Genomic DNA, 14,199 nt, shown 5'->3' with positions numbered 1-14,199 from the left:
AAAATCAATTCCTTTCAAATTTATACACCATAGTGTATAATATTTTTCTGTTCAGCGATTGCTCTGTCAATAAGCGAAATCATCTGATTATATACATGATTATTCTCTTCAATAAATACAGTTCTGAACTGGCTAAGTGATTCAACTGGTATAATTGTCACTCCGTAATAACAAAGAGTTTTACACTTTTCATTCAAACACGGATTAATCATTTTTATACCATAAAGTTTTTCTCCAAGAGGCAAAATATAATCATCATCAATTGAAATACAATTATATTTTTCAGGTTGGTATTTTGAATATTTTTTAATCCGACTGGAAAAATGTTCAATTATTCCAAATTCATGAGTACAGGGCATACTTCTCTCCTTATATATTAGAAAGTATTCACATAAACCATGGACGTATGTTCCAAATGAAAACCTGATTGCCATTATTAAAGTATTCATCATGATCTACAACTTTTTCAATAACATATCCAAGTCCTGTATAAATAACCGAACCTCCATCGTCAACACCAGTTTCCATACAGAAAATCGGTTCATTTTCATGCTTCATGAGAGAAAAATCAATAATGAAAAATGAAATCCAGACAATCAGACCAATTAGTCCAATTGTCTTTAGGATTCCGATTTTTGTGTTTTTATTATCAGCCTTCAACAGCAGCCTGAACAATAGTATTGAAATCAGCTGCCTTAAGTGAAGCTCCTCCGATAAGACCGCCGTCAACGTTAGGCTTAGAAAGAAGTTCAGCGGCATTGCCTGCGTTCATTGAACCGCCGTACTGAATTGTAACTGCATCAGCAGTTGCCTTATCATAAATCTTTGCAAGAGTCGCACGGATAAATCCGCAAACCTCTTCTGCCTGATCAGCTGTAGCAGTCTTGCCTGTACCGATAGCCCATACTGGTTCGTAAGCGATAACAGTTTTCTTAACGTCCTCAGCAGTAACATCATAAAGATCAAGCTTGATCTGACGTGCAATAACTTCTTCTGTAATATTGCATTCACGTTCCCAGAGAAGCTCGCCTACGCAAACGATCGGCTTAAGACCTGCTGCAAGAGCTGCCTTTGTTCTCTTGTTTACTGTTTCATCTGTTTCGCCGAAATACTGTCTTCTTTCAGAGTGACCTATTACAACATATTCAACACCAAGTTCAACCAGCATATCAGCTGAAATTTCGCCAGTAAATGCACCGCTTTTTTCAAAGTGGACATTTTCTGCGCCGATTTTAACATTTGAACCTGCTGTTGTATTGATAGCTGTTTCAAGGTTTGTGAAAGGTACGCATGCGATTACTTCAACCTTACCGTCAGCATTTGCAACCAGTGGCTTAATAGCTTCAAGAAGCTCCTTAGCTTCCGGTCTTGTTTTATTCATTTTCCAGTTACCGGCAATAATTGCCTTTCTTAGTGACTTGTTCATTACTTAACTCCTTATTATTTAAAAGTTTATTTTTACAGTAAAGAGAACAAGGAAAGCCTTGTTCTCCAATTTAAATCTTATTTATCAGCAATAACGTCAACGCCTGGAAGTACCTTACCTTCGAGGTATTCAAGTGAAGCGCCGCCGCCTGTTGAAATATGGCTCATCTTGTCTGCAAAACCAAGCTGCATAACTGCCGCTGCGGAGTCACCACCGCCGATAATTGTTGTAGCGTCTGTTTCAGCAAGAGCCTTAGCTACAGCGATTGTACCCTTAGCAAGTACAGGGTTTTCAAATACGCCCATAGGACCGTTCCATACAACTGTTTTAGCTGTCTTTGCAGCTTCAGCGAACAGTTCCTGAGTTTTAGGACCAATATCAAGTCCCATTTTGTCAGCAGGAATCTTGTCAGAATCTACATATTCTACTGAAATTTCAGCGTCAATCGGATCAGGGAATGAAGCTGTAACAGCTGTATCAACAGGAAGAAGAAGCTTCTTGCCTAAACTATCAGCCTTTGCCATCATTTCCTTACAGTAGTCAACCTTTTCCATATCAACCAGTGAGCTGCCTACTTCATAGCCCTTAGCCTTTAAAAATGTGTAAGCCATACCGCCGCCGATAATAAGTGTATCGCACTTTTCAAGCAGATTTGAAATTACATTGAGCTTATCAGCAACCTTAGCGCCGCCGAGAATTGCAACGAAAGGTCTTTCAGGAACTTCAACCGCATTGCCTAGGTATTTGATTTCCTTCTGCATAAGGTAACCAACAGCTGTTTCCTTAACAAACTTTGTAACGCCTGCTGTTGAAGCGTGAGCTCTGTGAGCTGAACCAAAAGCGTCCATTACAAATACTTCGCCGTCAACTAAGTCAGCAAGTTCCTTAGCAAGGTTTTCGCCGTTCTTAGTTTCGTCTGCACCTCTGAATCTTGTATTTTCAAGAACAACGATCTCGCCGTCCTTCATTTCAGCAACAGCCTTCTTAGCATTATCGCCTACAACTGTATCGTCCTTAGCGAAAATTACATTTGTATCAACAAGTTCTGCAAGACGCTTTGCAGCCGGAGCCAATGAGAATTTATCTTCCGGACCGTTCTTAGGCTTGCCCAGATGTGAACAAAGAACAACCTTTCCGCCGTCGGCAATAAGCTTTTTAATTGTAGGCAGAGCTGCCTGAATTCTGTTATCGTTTGTGATAACACCGTCCTTGAGAGGAACGTTAAAATCAACTCTTACGAGAACCTTTTTACCTTTTACGTTAATGTCGTCAACTGAAACCTTGTTTAAACCTGCCATGTTAAATAAACATCCTTTCATTTAATACAAAATAATGCTGTTATTATTTTAACAACCATTATTTTTATTTTACACTATTTTCCGGTAATTTGCAATAGTTTTTTTGAAAACATATATTTTTTTACTTGTGACCGCCCTTGATTACAAATCCTACCACATTATGTCCTGCATTACATGCTATAGCAGCGCCGATTTCAACCATATATTCCGGAGGATAGCCGAACTTTTCCGTCATTGCCTGTTCCAGAATCTTAGGAAGAGTTTTATCGCTTCCGCTCACTATAAGATAAGGCGTTTGAGGGGTCATATACTGTTCTGCGTCTGCCAGAAGCTTCGGTATGATATTTTTTTCACCTCTGATTTTTTCAACAACAGTTGATACTCCCCCAACAATTTTTATAAGAGGACGCAGTCCCAGAAGTTCTCCTGCAAAAGCCGCCGCTGTTACACGTCCGGATCTTTTTACATATTTCAGCGTCATAGGAACAAAGTGAACCTCTGCCCTATCCAGCCACTCATGAAGATAATCAATAATCTCATCCGACGTAGCGCCTTTCTGCGCTTTAAGCGCTGCCTGCATTACAGGATAACCGTACACGCCCGTATAATTCTTAGAGTCTACAACATGTATCCTCATTTTCGGACCATCTTTGCTCAGTACCTCTTCCTTGAATGTCTGAGCTGCAGAAAGTGCATTATTATATGTTGCAGAACCGGTTGATGAAATTGTAACATGTATTACATCGGTCCAACCCTCGCTGTAAAGCTCCTTATACACTTCAAGGATCTCATACGCCGTAAGCTGTGAGGTTGTAGGCATTTCCTTTGCATTATCCATCATTTTATAAAATTCCGCATTGGAAAAATCTTGTCTCTCCCTATAAGATACGCCATCCACTGTGACCGGAAAACACATAATTTTTATCCCCAGTCTTTTTTCTTCTTCCTTTGGAATATCGCAGGTAGAATCAGTCAAAATTTTAATTTTCTGCATTATTCAGCCTTCTTTCTGCCATCTATATTTTGTCAGCTGACCTTCTCTTGACAAATCGGGAAAATCCCATTGCCTTAAAACTTCATAAACTGCAATTGCAGCCGAATTTGAAAGGTTCAGACTCCTTAAATCACTGCGCATTGGTATTCTTACACATCTTTCCGGATTTTCATAAAGCAGGTCTTCGTTCAGTCCTTTATCTTCACGTCCAAAAATCAGATACGCATCGTCAGGATAATCAACATCACTGTATACATGCTTTCCTTTTGTGGTAAAGTAATAATACTCTCCTTCATTTTGTTCAAAAAAGTCCTTTAAATTTTCATAGTAATATATATCCAGTTTATCCCAGTAGTCCAGACCGGCTCTTTTAAGATGTTTATCAGTAATTTCAAATCCAAAAGGTTTTATAAGATGAAGCTTTGCGCCTGTTACGGCACAGGTTCTCGAAATGTTACCGGTATTCTGAGGAATCTGCGGTTCCACAAGTACAATATTTAGATTTTTCATTTTATGCTCCGTTCATTTATAAATAGCCTATAAATTTTATTATACCAAAAAAGCACATTAATTTCAATATTTATAAATATATTTTTTATGAAAAAACGGACGCTTTTAACGTCCGCTATTTTTATTTTTTAATGCTTTGTTCTGCAAGATATTTTGCAATTGCTGCTGCATCAGCAGCCGTTATTTTCCCGTCCTCATTAAAATCGGCATTGGGGTAATCTTCAAGGTTTATTTTTTTACCTGCAATTGATGCTTCAGCCAATGTTTTGGCAATAAATGCCGCATCGCTTGCACGCAGTTTACCGTCTCCGTTGGCGTCCCCTTTTACCGGTTTTATAGGAACTACAGGCAGTTCGTTTACTGACGTAACAGTAGTTGTTGTTTTTGTTTCTGTATATGTTGTAACTGTCGGAGTCGTTTCCGCAAAATTACCTGTTACTGTAAAACCTCCTCCGAACACTTCATAAATCTCGCTATAATAATTCCCAATTATATTATATTTTATATTATATTCTCCGTCAGTAAGATTTTTATCAACTGAATAAGTTATAAAAGCTTTTGTATCAGTCATGGTAAATTCTGAGGTTGAATTATTGTTTACTGTTTTAAGCGGATTTCCCAAATTATCAACAACCTTTTCACAAGTAACCCCCTCTGGTAACGACACGACTACCGTTGCGCTGTTGTTAATTGAATCCAGTTCCAGCGGAACGACAACTTTTTCTCCGCACTTTACAGTAACATTACCTACCTTCGCTTCTTTATAAATAGCTTTAGATCCCAACAGTATATAAGTATTCGAAACGCTTTTCGAAATTGATGTAATCAATTCCGGCAAAACAGCTTCAGTCAGATTGCTTTCCTTAGCATTTGATTTTTCTTCTGCCGACACGCTTATCAGCTGAACCGAAAACAAGCTGTACAGAATCAGTACAACAGACAATAAGACATTTAAAAATCTTTTTCCAATATTCACCAAAATCCTCCATATTTTTTATTACAGTAATATTATACTATATTATTTATTTTATGTCAATCCATATATTGTTTCGTAAAGTATTTGGAAAAAATTGGTTAAATATATATTGAATTTTACTGTAATACAAGCAAATAATAATTTTGCAAATTAATCTAAGGAGTGAAAATAAAAATGGAAATCAAACCAATGATAAAGGGCGCTGCTGTTGGAATGATGGCAGGTACGGCATTTTATATGGTTGCTAAGTCGCCTGACAGAAAAAAGAAAATGCTAAAAAAAAGTACAGGTAAAGCTATAAAAGCTTTTGGTAGTGCAGTAGACTGCTTTTCGTCAATGATCGGATAAAAATCAGTTTATAAATTTCAGGAGGACGGCGTGGGTAAATTTTATTTTTACATTCTAGGTATCATTACCGGTCTGGCTAACGGTCTGTTCGGATCAGGAGGAGGAATTATTGCAGTTCCTATGCTGAAAAAATCCGGACTCAGTACAAAGGAAGCCCACGCCACTTCTATTGCGCTTACCCTTCCGCTAAGTATTGTCAGCAGTATCTTTTATTACAATATCATCAAGGATATTTTTACAGATACTCTGATAGTTATTGCTGTCGGTCTTGCAGGATCGTTGCTCGGCGGATTTTTTATGAAAAAAATACCGTCTAAATATCTAAAAAAGGCTTTCGGCGTAATATTAATAATTTCGGGAGTAAGATTACTTTGCAAATGAATATATTATTTTATATTTCGGCTTTTTTAACAGGAATTCTTGCGTCTATGGGACTAGGCGGCGGAATGATACTTATCCTTTACATGACGCTCATTGCGGGTATGGAACAACTGACTGCTCAGGGAGTAAATTTGCTTTTTTTCATTCCCATAGCGGCAGCGGCACTTATTATTCATACTAAAAATAAGCTGGTAAAATGGAAAAAAATAGTTCCGGCAATTATCTGCGGCGTTTTGAGCGCAGTTGCCGGAACCTACATTGCCAAAAGCATCGGCAATGATTATCTAACTAAAATATTTGCAGTTTTTGTGCTGATAACAGGCGTTAAAGAATTATTCTCTAAAACTGAAAAGTCAGAAAAATAAAACTAAAGTTCATTAATACTTTTACCGCTGTTTTTACGGTATCCCATATAGCTTTCAAGAATAATTGTCGCCGCAACAGCGTCAACCACAGCCTTGCGTTTTTTCCCTCTTGTATTTGTTACGTTCAGGTAATTGTGTGCCGAAACGGTAGTATTTCTTTCATCCCAAAGTTCAACGGGTTTTCCGGTTAGCTCCTTAAGCTTTTCAGCAAAAAGCTGACATTTTTCGGCACGGTCGCCAAGCGTATTATTCATATTTTTAGGATATCCCACTACTATAATATCAGCTTTATTTTCAACCGCCGTCCGAGCGGTTTTTTTTATGCACTCTTCAAAGTCTCTTTCATTTATAACACAAACAGGAGATGCAAGCATTTCTGATTTGTCACAGCATGCAATACCTGTTCGGGAATCTCCAAAATCAACAGCCATAATTTTCATCTTATATCTCCTACCACGGCTGAACTGAACCGATTATTTCATTAACAGACTTAATATTATTACTGTCAAGGTAATCGTTTATACCGTCTATAATCTTAATAGGAGCATAAGGATCAGTGAAAATAGCAGCTCCTACCTGTACTGCGCTGGCACCTGCCATCATCATTTCAACAGCGTCATTGCCGCTTGAAATACCGCCCATGCCAATAATCGGAATATTAACAGCATTAGCTGTCTGCCAAACCATTCTTACAGCAATTGGCAGTATTGCCGGACCGGACATTCCTCCCATATTGTTTTTTAGTATCGGTCTTTTTGTATTAATATCAATCCTCATTCCCAGAACTGTATTTATCAGTGAAAGAGCGTCTGCTCCCTCGGCTTCAACAGATTTTGCAATTTCTGCAATACTTGTAACATTTGGTGACAGCTTGACAACAAGAGGTTTTTTAGTTGCCTGTCTTACTCGCTTAGTAATACCGGCAGCTCCATCGCATGTCGCTCCAAAAGCCATTCCTCCCTGCTTAACGTTAGGACAAGAAATATTAAGCTCTATCATGTGAACGTCTGTTTCATCAAGTTTTCTTGCAATTTCTACGCACTCATCCGCTGTAGAACCCGCAATATTTGCAAGTATAACTGTATCTTTTGTCATAAGATTAGGAAGTTCTTCCGAAATAAATTTATCAATGCCGGGATTCTGCAAACCCACAGAATTGAGCATACCCGATGGAGTTTCAGCAATTCTCGGAGAAAGATTACCGTTACGCTTTGTTATAGTAGTGCCCTTTGTTGCAATGCCGCCCAGTTTTGAGAGCGGAAAAAGCTCCTCATATTCACGACCGTAACCAAAAACTCCCGATGCAGGAATTACCGGATTTTTAAATTCCACTCCGGCTATTTTAACAGATAAATCAGCCATTACCAGATTACCTCCTTTGCATTAAATACAGGACCGTTTTTACATACATGTGCAAAATGCTCCTCACCGTCTTTTTTGGTTTTACATGCACATACCAGACATGCACCGATTCCGCAGCCCATTCTTTCTTCAAGTGAAACTTCACAGTAAACATTTGTTTGGTCTGCAAGTGAGGCAATATTTTTCAGCATAGGCATAGGACCGCATGCATAAACTGCGTCAATACTTCCCTGTTCAAGAAGTTCTTTAAGAGGTTCTGTAACAAAACCCTTTCTGCCTGTAGTTCCGTCATCAGTGCATAAAATAGTTTCAGCACCTGTCTTTTTGAAATCTTCCTGCAAAATTACAGCTTCCGCACTTCTGAAACCTGAAATTACTGTAGCTTTTTCTCCGTAAATTTTCGCCAAAGGCAGCATAGGAGGAGTACCGATTCCTCCGCCAACAAGCACAACCTTTTTGAAAGACTCGTCTACTGTAAAACCGTGACCAAGAGGTGCAAGCATATCAATAAGACTGCCCTCATTTATTTCAGCAATCTGCTTAGTACCGTCCCCTTTTACAATAAATACTATTCTCAGTGTTCCTTTTTCTTTATCAATATCACAAATCGAAATGGGACGTCTTAAAGTACAGCCCTCCGGCAGAATGTGAACAAACTGTCCGGGAACAGCGACCTGTGCGATTTCAGGGCAAAGGATAACAATACTGAAAATATCCTTTGCCAACGCTTTTTTTTCTAAAACCTGATATTTTCCCTGTGTGTACTTCATATATCTTTCCTTTCATAATAAATTTACATCTTCGGCATAGGCGCATTATAACAACCCAGCTTATGAAAATTATACCATTCAATAATTTTATTTTCTTCTGCGATTTTTAAAGTCAGCATTACTTCTCTTGCAAATTCCAGCGCTGCCGTACCGTTTGCAGTAACAATATTCTTATCGCTTACCGCCTGTTTTTTAATGTACTTTTCTTCTCCTGTATATGCACTGCCTGCCCATTGTTTCAAATCATTCAAGTCATTACTGGTATGATTGACATTGTTTAACACTCCAACAGTTCCTAAAAATGCAGAAGCGTCACAAATACCTGCTAAAATTTTTCCGTTTTCAACGCATTTTTCTACTAACATTTTAACTTGCTGTGCATTTTCATTTCTCCATGTCATTCCGCCAATCAGAATTAAAGCCTCATAGTCTTCGGTAACAGAATGAATATCATAATCAGGTACTGTATGAAAACCGCCTATAGACGTAACAATATCCTTTGTCAATGACACTGTTTTGACTACAAATTTACCTTGTCCTAGCATATATATCGCCGATGACAGATAAGCAGCTTCCCAATCGGCATATTGCTCCAGTATAACAAACATAATTTTTTTCATGAAACTTTGCTCCTTTAACAAATTTAATCAATATGTATTTTGTATATCTTTTTTGGTGTTTATTTTCTGCAAAATTAAATTCAACGCTTTCCTGTTTTGATAAATTCTATTAGTTCTTCCAAATCTGTAAAATTATCATAATCTCCTGTAATCCCTTCACGATGATACACTATCCCCATTTTCTCATTAGATTCAAGGCAATCCAACAAATATTCTTCACCATATCTTTTAATGAACAGTGTAAATGCGTATGGTTTAATTTTTTTCAACAATCCTCTTTTACAGTCCTCATTGCATTCATAACAATGACTTATTTCCTTTTCAATTGAACATTTCCTGTTTTCACACCATTCTTTGTCAGGACATTCTCCCGAATTACAGCCTGTACAATGAGTATTCTCTGCACACAAACAACAAGCAAGTCCGCATCTTGCTATACCAAGTTCTCTTTTCAAAACAATTCACCTCATTGAATCAGATATAAAGAAAATTATCCTTTTACTTTTGAATACATTTTCATATCAATAACTTTTCCGTTTTTAACTGCATTCTTTCTTAAAATACCTTCGCATATAAAACCATTTTTTTCAAGAACCTTACATGAACCAATATTGTATGAAAAAGGTTCAGCATAAATTCTGATAATATCAGTATTTTCAAAAATATAATTACATATCTGAGCAACTGCTTCGGTCATAATTCCTTTTCCCCAGTACGATTCTGCAATATAGTAACCAAGCTCAGCCGTCCTGAAATGAATATTACTTCCCCTAAAAGCACCTACAGTACCTATCACTTTATTATCTGCACAAACAGCAAAAACATAAGTACTGTTTTTATCCGAATCAAGTATAAAACTGATATAATCCTCGGCATCTTTTACAGTATAGGGATAAGAAATACCGTCTCTGAGATTATCAAGTATTTTCTTGTTATTCAAAGCCTTTGACAGCTCTGCTGCATATTCCATGCAAAACGGTTTTATTTCAATTTTCATTTATTACTCCTTAGTTTGTATTTTCTTTTTAACTTTTTTCTCCGGCAGTTCATCATACATAGCTTCAAATAATTTCTTTAAAAATTCCTTGTCATCCAGATTGTCAACCAACAGCATTTCCTTTGCACCCTTATACGGTATTTCATAGGTTACTGTAGGCATAACTGATTTTGCAGATTCCGTAGGCTTGATCAATAATCTGTTATCATAAATTCCGCCTGCAATTTTTCCACGATAATAGATTATATATTCACCCATCATGGCACGATGTGAAATTTCTTCTAATTCGGATAACTGTTCCAATACAAAATTTAAGTATTCCTTGCTTGTAGACATATAAACCTCCTTAAACAATTTATTACTTCTTCACCGAAAAAACATAATGCAGCATGTCCATACCATTATAATGCTTGACAAATTCATCTTTAATTGTCATACCATTTTTCTTAGCTACATTTTGAGAAGTAATATTATTATCACGTATAATCGAATAAACTTCGTCAATATTCAAAACATTAAATGCATATTCCTTACATGCGACTGCTGTTTCCGCTGCATACCCTTGATGCCAAAAAGCCTTTTGAAAAAGATAACCTATTTCAGGAACTTTTTTATTTTTATATTCCTGCATTGTAATTCCACACTGACCAATAATTTCATCAGTATCCTTTAAAATCACAGCCCAAAGTCCAAATCCGTCTTCATTATACCTTTTGAGCTGTTTATCAAGCCATTCCTGCACTTCTTCACAACTAAACGCATGTTCATATGCATACATAACTTCTTTATCCTGTAGAATTTTACAAAGTGCATTGAAATCGGATTGCTCAATTTTCCTCAAATAAGTTCTTTCAGTTTCCAATATCATTATACAACTCCCATAATTTGCACCTTTTAAGTATACTTTTACATGTTCTAATTAAACTTTCAGGCGGAATAAAATTCCGCCCTAAAGTTTATATTTTTGTAATATCAATCATTTCAACATCGTCGATAGATCTGTTTGTCATAAGTACGTTTGCAAGAGCCTTGGCAGTATCAATAGCAGTCAGACTGCAAATCGAACGCTCTACAGATTTACGGCGCATTTTAACACTATCTCTAGCCGGAAGTCTTCCCTTTTCAGATGTAGAAATTACATAGTGAATCTTTCCGCTTTCAAGAAGTGAAAGTACGTTAGGTTCTGTATCTTCAGATATCTTATTTACAAGATTTGTAGCGATCATATTCTTATTAAGTGTGCTTGCCGTACCGCTTGTACCGTAAAGTTCAAAGCCCATCTGAGCAAACTTGTCCGCAACGGCAATAATTTCCTGCTTGTCCGTATCTCTTACTGAAATCAGCACACCGCCCTCTTTCTTGAGGTCATATCCGGCAGCAACAAGACCTTTCAGCAATGCGTCCTCAAATGTTTCCGCAATGCCCAAACATTCGCCTGTAGATTTCATCTCAGGACCAAGCATAGTATCAACGTCCTGTAGCTTTTCAAATGAGAATACCGGAACCTTAACAGCAACATACTTGCTCTTTTTATAAAGTCCGCTTTCGTAACCTTGTTCCTTAAGACTTGATCCCAGCATAATTTTAGTTGCGATATCCACCATAGGAATACCTGTAACCTTACTGATATACGGTACTGTTCTTGAGGAACGCGGATTAACTTCAATTACATATACTTCATTATTATAAACAACATACTGAATATTTACAAGACCGATTACTTTCAGTTCAAAAGCAAGCTTCTTTGTATAGTCAATTATGGTATCTACAATTTCCGGAGATAATGTCTGGGCAGGGTATACTGAAATTGAGTCACCCGAATGAACTCCGGCACGCTCAATATGCTCCATAATTCCCGGAATCAAGAAATCAGTGCCATCACAAATAGCGTCAACTTCAACTTCCTTGCCCATCATATATTTATCAATAAGAACAGGATTTTCAATCATGGTTCTTGTGATAATTCCCATATACTCAACTACATCTTTTTCAGAATGAGCAATGATCATATTCTGTCCGCCGAGAACGTATGAAGGACGGAGCAGTACAGGATATCCAAGCTTTTCTGCAACTTCGACAGCTTCCTCTGTCGTCATGACAGTATATCCTGCCGGACGAGGAATTTCGCACTTTTCAAGTAATTCGTCAAATCTTTCTCTGTCTTCTGCTGCGTCAATACTATCAGCTGAAGTACCGAGTATATTTACACCCATATCCGCAAGATGACGGGTAAGCTTGATAGCCGTCTGACCGCCGAACTGTACAACAACGCCGTAAGGCTGTTCAGTTTCAATAATGGATTCAACGTCCTCTTTTGTAAGCGGATCAAAATACAGTCTGTCTCCGGTATCGAAGTCAGTGGAAACTGTTTCCGGATTGTTGTTGCAGATTACCGCTTCATACCCCTCTTCTTTCAAGGACCATACGCAATGAACGGAACAGTAGTCAAATTCGATACCCTGACCGATTCTGATAGGACCTGAACCGAAAACAATAACCTTTTTCTTTCCAGTATCAGTTCTTTCAATAAACTGCTTTGCTTCATTTTCTTCATCAAAGGTTGAATAGAAGTAAGGTGTTTCAGCCTTAAATTCGCCTGCGCATGTGTCAACCATTTTATAAACGGCTCTCTTTCTTAGAGGACATTTCTGCCCTGACATGCGTTCAATTGTACTGTCAAGATATCCGAACTTCTTAGCAAAAAGATACTTTTCTTCAGTAAGCTCACCATCTGCAAGCCATCTTTCCAGTTCCACCAGATTTTTAAGCTTGTCCAGGAACCATTCGTCAATAAGAGTGATTTCATGCAGCTTTTCAATAGAAACGTCACGCTTTAACAGCTCGTAAACCTGAAATGCTCTTTCATCATCAGCATGAGGGATTTTCTCAAGAAGCTCTTCAGTTGAATAGTCGGCAAACTTCTTCATATTCATTGAATCAACACCAAGCTCAGTTGAACGTACTGCTTTCATCATTGCCTGTTCAAAGCTTGTACCGATTGCCATAACCTCGCCTGTTGCTTTCATCTGAGTACCCAAAGTACGCTTTGCATAAACAAACTTGTCAAATGCCCATTTAGGGAATTTTACTACAACATAGTCAAGCGCTGGTTCAAAGCATGCGTATGTTTTTCCGGTAACCTGATTGATTATTTCATCAAGAGTATAGCCGATAGCAATTCTTGTAGCAACCTTTGCGATCGGATAGCCTGTAGCCTTTGAAGCAAGTGCAGAAGAACGTGAAACTCTCGGATTTACTTCTATAACCGCATATTCCATTGATTCAGGATGCAGTGCAAACTGGCAGTTACAACCGCCCTCAACTTTAAGTTCTGAAATAATATTCAGAGACGCTGTTCTAAGCATCTGATATTCTCTGTCGGAAAGAGTAACGGCAGGCGCAATAACGATACTGTCACCCGTATGCACGCCTACAGGGTCAAAGTTTTCCATAGAGCATACTGTAATAACATTTCCCTTACTGTCTCTGATTACCTCAAACTCAATTTCTTTCCAGCCGCTGATACATTTTTCAATAAGTACCTGAGTGATAGGTGAAAGTCTCAGACCGTTTTTGGAAATATCTCTCAGCTGTTCTTCATTTTCGGCAATACCGCCGCCTGTACCGCCAAGTGTAAACGCAGGACGGACTATTACAGGATAACCGATAACTTTTGCAAAGTCAACGGCATCTTCAATAGTTTCAACAACCTTTGAAGGAATACATGGTTCGCCGATTTTTTCCATTGTATCCTTAAAAGCCTGTCTATCCTCAGCCTTGTGAATTGTCAGAGGATCAGCACCCAAAAGCTTAACATTGTGAGCATCAAGAAATCCTTCTTCTGCAAGCTGCATGGAAAGAGTAAGACCGGTCTGTCCGCCCAATGTAGATAAAACGCTGTCAGGTTTTTCAATTTCAATAATTCTTTTTACTACGTCAAGAGTCAGCGGTTCAATATATATCTTATCCGCCATAGCCTTGTCTGTCATAATTGTAGCAGGATTTGAGTTTATAAGTACAACCTCAAGTCCTTCCTGTTTCAATGCACGGCATGCCTGAGTGCCTGCATAGTCAAATTCGGCAGCCTGTCCGATAACAATCGGGCCGGAACCTATTACAAGTACTTTTTTAATATCCTGTCTTAAAGGCATA

General features: G+C 38.0%; 19 protein-coding genes. 3 read left to right on the top strand and 16 right to left on the bottom strand.

The window, feature by feature from the left end; genetic code table 11:
- Positions 1 to 20: 20 nt before the first annotated feature.
- The 7 genes from OCV67_RS07010 to OCV67_RS06980 all read right to left on the bottom strand — a co-directional run bounded on the left by OCV67_RS07010 (position 21) and on the right by OCV67_RS06980 (position 5,204).
- The gene (locus tag OCV67_RS07010) at positions 21 to 359 is read right to left on the bottom strand and encodes a short-chain dehydrogenase (RefSeq protein ID WP_147643271.1); all 339 of its coding nucleotides are present in this window, start codon (positions 357 to 359) and stop codon (positions 21 to 23) included.
- 28 nt (positions 360 to 387) lie between these two features.
- Positions 388 to 660 carry a hypothetical protein gene (locus tag OCV67_RS07005; RefSeq protein WP_147643270.1) on the bottom strand — a complete coding sequence of 91 codons (273 nt, stop codon included), beginning with the start codon at positions 658 to 660 and terminating at the stop codon, positions 388 to 390.
- Positions 650 to 1,426: a triose-phosphate isomerase gene (gene tpiA, locus OCV67_RS07000; protein WP_147643269.1), complete on the bottom strand. Its 777-nt coding sequence runs from the start codon at positions 1,424 to 1,426 to the stop codon at positions 650 to 652. The genes OCV67_RS07005 and tpiA overlap by 11 nt, the downstream gene beginning before the upstream one ends.
- Positions 1,427 to 1,503: 77 nt before the next feature.
- Positions 1,504 to 2,724, bottom strand: coding sequence for a phosphoglycerate kinase (locus OCV67_RS06995; protein WP_147643268.1), 1,221 nt, complete (start codon positions 2,722 to 2,724; stop codon positions 1,504 to 1,506).
- A 121-nt stretch (positions 2,725 to 2,845) separates the two neighbouring features.
- Complete coding sequence (locus OCV67_RS06990; protein ID WP_147643267.1) at positions 2,846 to 3,718, bottom strand: DegV family protein; 873 nt, start codon at positions 3,716 to 3,718, stop codon at positions 2,846 to 2,848.
- 3 nt (positions 3,719 to 3,721) lie between these two features.
- Positions 3,722 to 4,228 (bottom strand): tRNA (cytidine(34)-2'-O)-methyltransferase, encoded by a 507-nt coding sequence (locus OCV67_RS06985; protein ID WP_147643266.1) that lies wholly within the window; start codon positions 4,226 to 4,228, stop codon positions 3,722 to 3,724.
- 121 nt (positions 4,229 to 4,349) lie between these two features.
- Entirely contained in the window at positions 4,350 to 5,204 is an 855-nt protein-coding gene (locus tag OCV67_RS06980) for a dockerin type I repeat-containing protein (protein WP_147643265.1), read from the bottom strand.
- A 174-nt stretch (positions 5,205 to 5,378) separates the two neighbouring features.
- Here OCV67_RS06980 and OCV67_RS06975 point away from each other — a divergent pair, with 174 nt between their 5' ends.
- The 3 genes from OCV67_RS06975 to OCV67_RS06965 are packed head-to-tail and all read left to right on the top strand — an operon-like array spanning position 5,379 to position 6,298.
- Positions 5,379 to 5,552 carry a hypothetical protein gene (locus tag OCV67_RS06975; RefSeq protein WP_178085035.1) on the top strand — a complete coding sequence of 58 codons (174 nt, stop codon included), beginning with the start codon at positions 5,379 to 5,381 and terminating at the stop codon, positions 5,550 to 5,552.
- Positions 5,553 to 5,582: 30 nt separating this feature from the next.
- Positions 5,583 to 5,933, top strand: coding sequence for a sulfite exporter TauE/SafE family protein (locus OCV67_RS06970; protein WP_147643264.1), 351 nt, complete (start codon positions 5,583 to 5,585; stop codon positions 5,931 to 5,933).
- Positions 5,930 to 6,298, top strand: a complete 369-nt coding sequence (locus OCV67_RS06965) for a sulfite exporter TauE/SafE family protein (RefSeq protein WP_147643263.1) — start codon at positions 5,930 to 5,932, stop codon at positions 6,296 to 6,298. The genes OCV67_RS06970 and OCV67_RS06965 overlap by 4 nt, the downstream gene beginning before the upstream one ends.
- Before the next feature lie 2 nt (positions 6,299 to 6,300).
- On the opposite strand, the gene ruvX is transcribed toward OCV67_RS06965, so the two are convergent.
- From ruvX to carB, 9 genes are all read right to left on the bottom strand, one after another.
- Positions 6,301 to 6,738, bottom strand: coding sequence for a Holliday junction resolvase RuvX (ruvX, locus tag OCV67_RS06960; protein ID WP_147643262.1), 438 nt, complete (start codon positions 6,736 to 6,738; stop codon positions 6,301 to 6,303).
- A 10-nt stretch (positions 6,739 to 6,748) separates the two neighbouring features.
- Positions 6,749 to 7,660, bottom strand: a complete 912-nt coding sequence (locus OCV67_RS06955; RefSeq protein WP_147643261.1) for a dihydroorotate dehydrogenase — start codon at positions 7,658 to 7,660, stop codon at positions 6,749 to 6,751.
- The gene (locus OCV67_RS06950) at positions 7,660 to 8,430 is read right to left on the bottom strand and encodes a dihydroorotate dehydrogenase electron transfer subunit (protein ID WP_147643260.1); all 771 of its coding nucleotides are present in this window, start codon (positions 8,428 to 8,430) and stop codon (positions 7,660 to 7,662) included. Before OCV67_RS06950 ends, OCV67_RS06955 begins: the two co-directional genes overlap by 1 nt.
- A 23-nt stretch (positions 8,431 to 8,453) precedes the next feature.
- Positions 8,454 to 9,050 carry a type 1 glutamine amidotransferase family protein gene (locus tag OCV67_RS06945; RefSeq protein WP_147643259.1) on the bottom strand — a complete coding sequence of 199 codons (597 nt, stop codon included), beginning with the start codon at positions 9,048 to 9,050 and terminating at the stop codon, positions 8,454 to 8,456.
- A gap of 80 nt (positions 9,051 to 9,130) precedes the next feature.
- Positions 9,131 to 9,505 carry a DUF3795 domain-containing protein gene (locus OCV67_RS06940; protein WP_147643258.1) on the bottom strand — a complete coding sequence of 125 codons (375 nt, stop codon included), beginning with the start codon at positions 9,503 to 9,505 and terminating at the stop codon, positions 9,131 to 9,133.
- Between the two features lie 35 nt (positions 9,506 to 9,540).
- Positions 9,541 to 10,047, bottom strand: a complete 507-nt coding sequence (locus OCV67_RS06935) for a GNAT family N-acetyltransferase (RefSeq protein WP_147643257.1) — start codon at positions 10,045 to 10,047, stop codon at positions 9,541 to 9,543.
- A 3-nt stretch (positions 10,048 to 10,050) separates the two neighbouring features.
- Positions 10,051 to 10,383: a TfoX/Sxy family protein gene (locus tag OCV67_RS06930; protein WP_147643256.1), complete on the bottom strand. Its 333-nt coding sequence runs from the start codon at positions 10,381 to 10,383 to the stop codon at positions 10,051 to 10,053.
- A 22-nt stretch (positions 10,384 to 10,405) separates the two neighbouring features.
- Positions 10,406 to 10,915: a GNAT family N-acetyltransferase gene (locus OCV67_RS06925; RefSeq protein WP_147643255.1), complete on the bottom strand. Its 510-nt coding sequence runs from the start codon at positions 10,913 to 10,915 to the stop codon at positions 10,406 to 10,408.
- A gap of 88 nt (positions 10,916 to 11,003) precedes the next feature.
- Complete coding sequence (gene carB, locus OCV67_RS06920) at positions 11,004 to 14,198, bottom strand: carbamoyl-phosphate synthase large subunit (RefSeq protein WP_147643254.1); 3,195 nt, start codon at positions 14,196 to 14,198, stop codon at positions 11,004 to 11,006.
- Position 14,199 lies beyond the last annotated feature (1 nt).

The organism is Porcipelethomonas ammoniilytica (genome assembly GCF_025567485.1).
Lineage (GTDB): Bacteria > Bacillota > Clostridia > Oscillospirales > Ruminococcaceae > Porcipelethomonas > Porcipelethomonas ammoniilytica.
The sequence above is the reverse complement of the archived record's forward strand: the minus strand, read 5'-3'. Positions and strand labels throughout refer to the sequence as shown.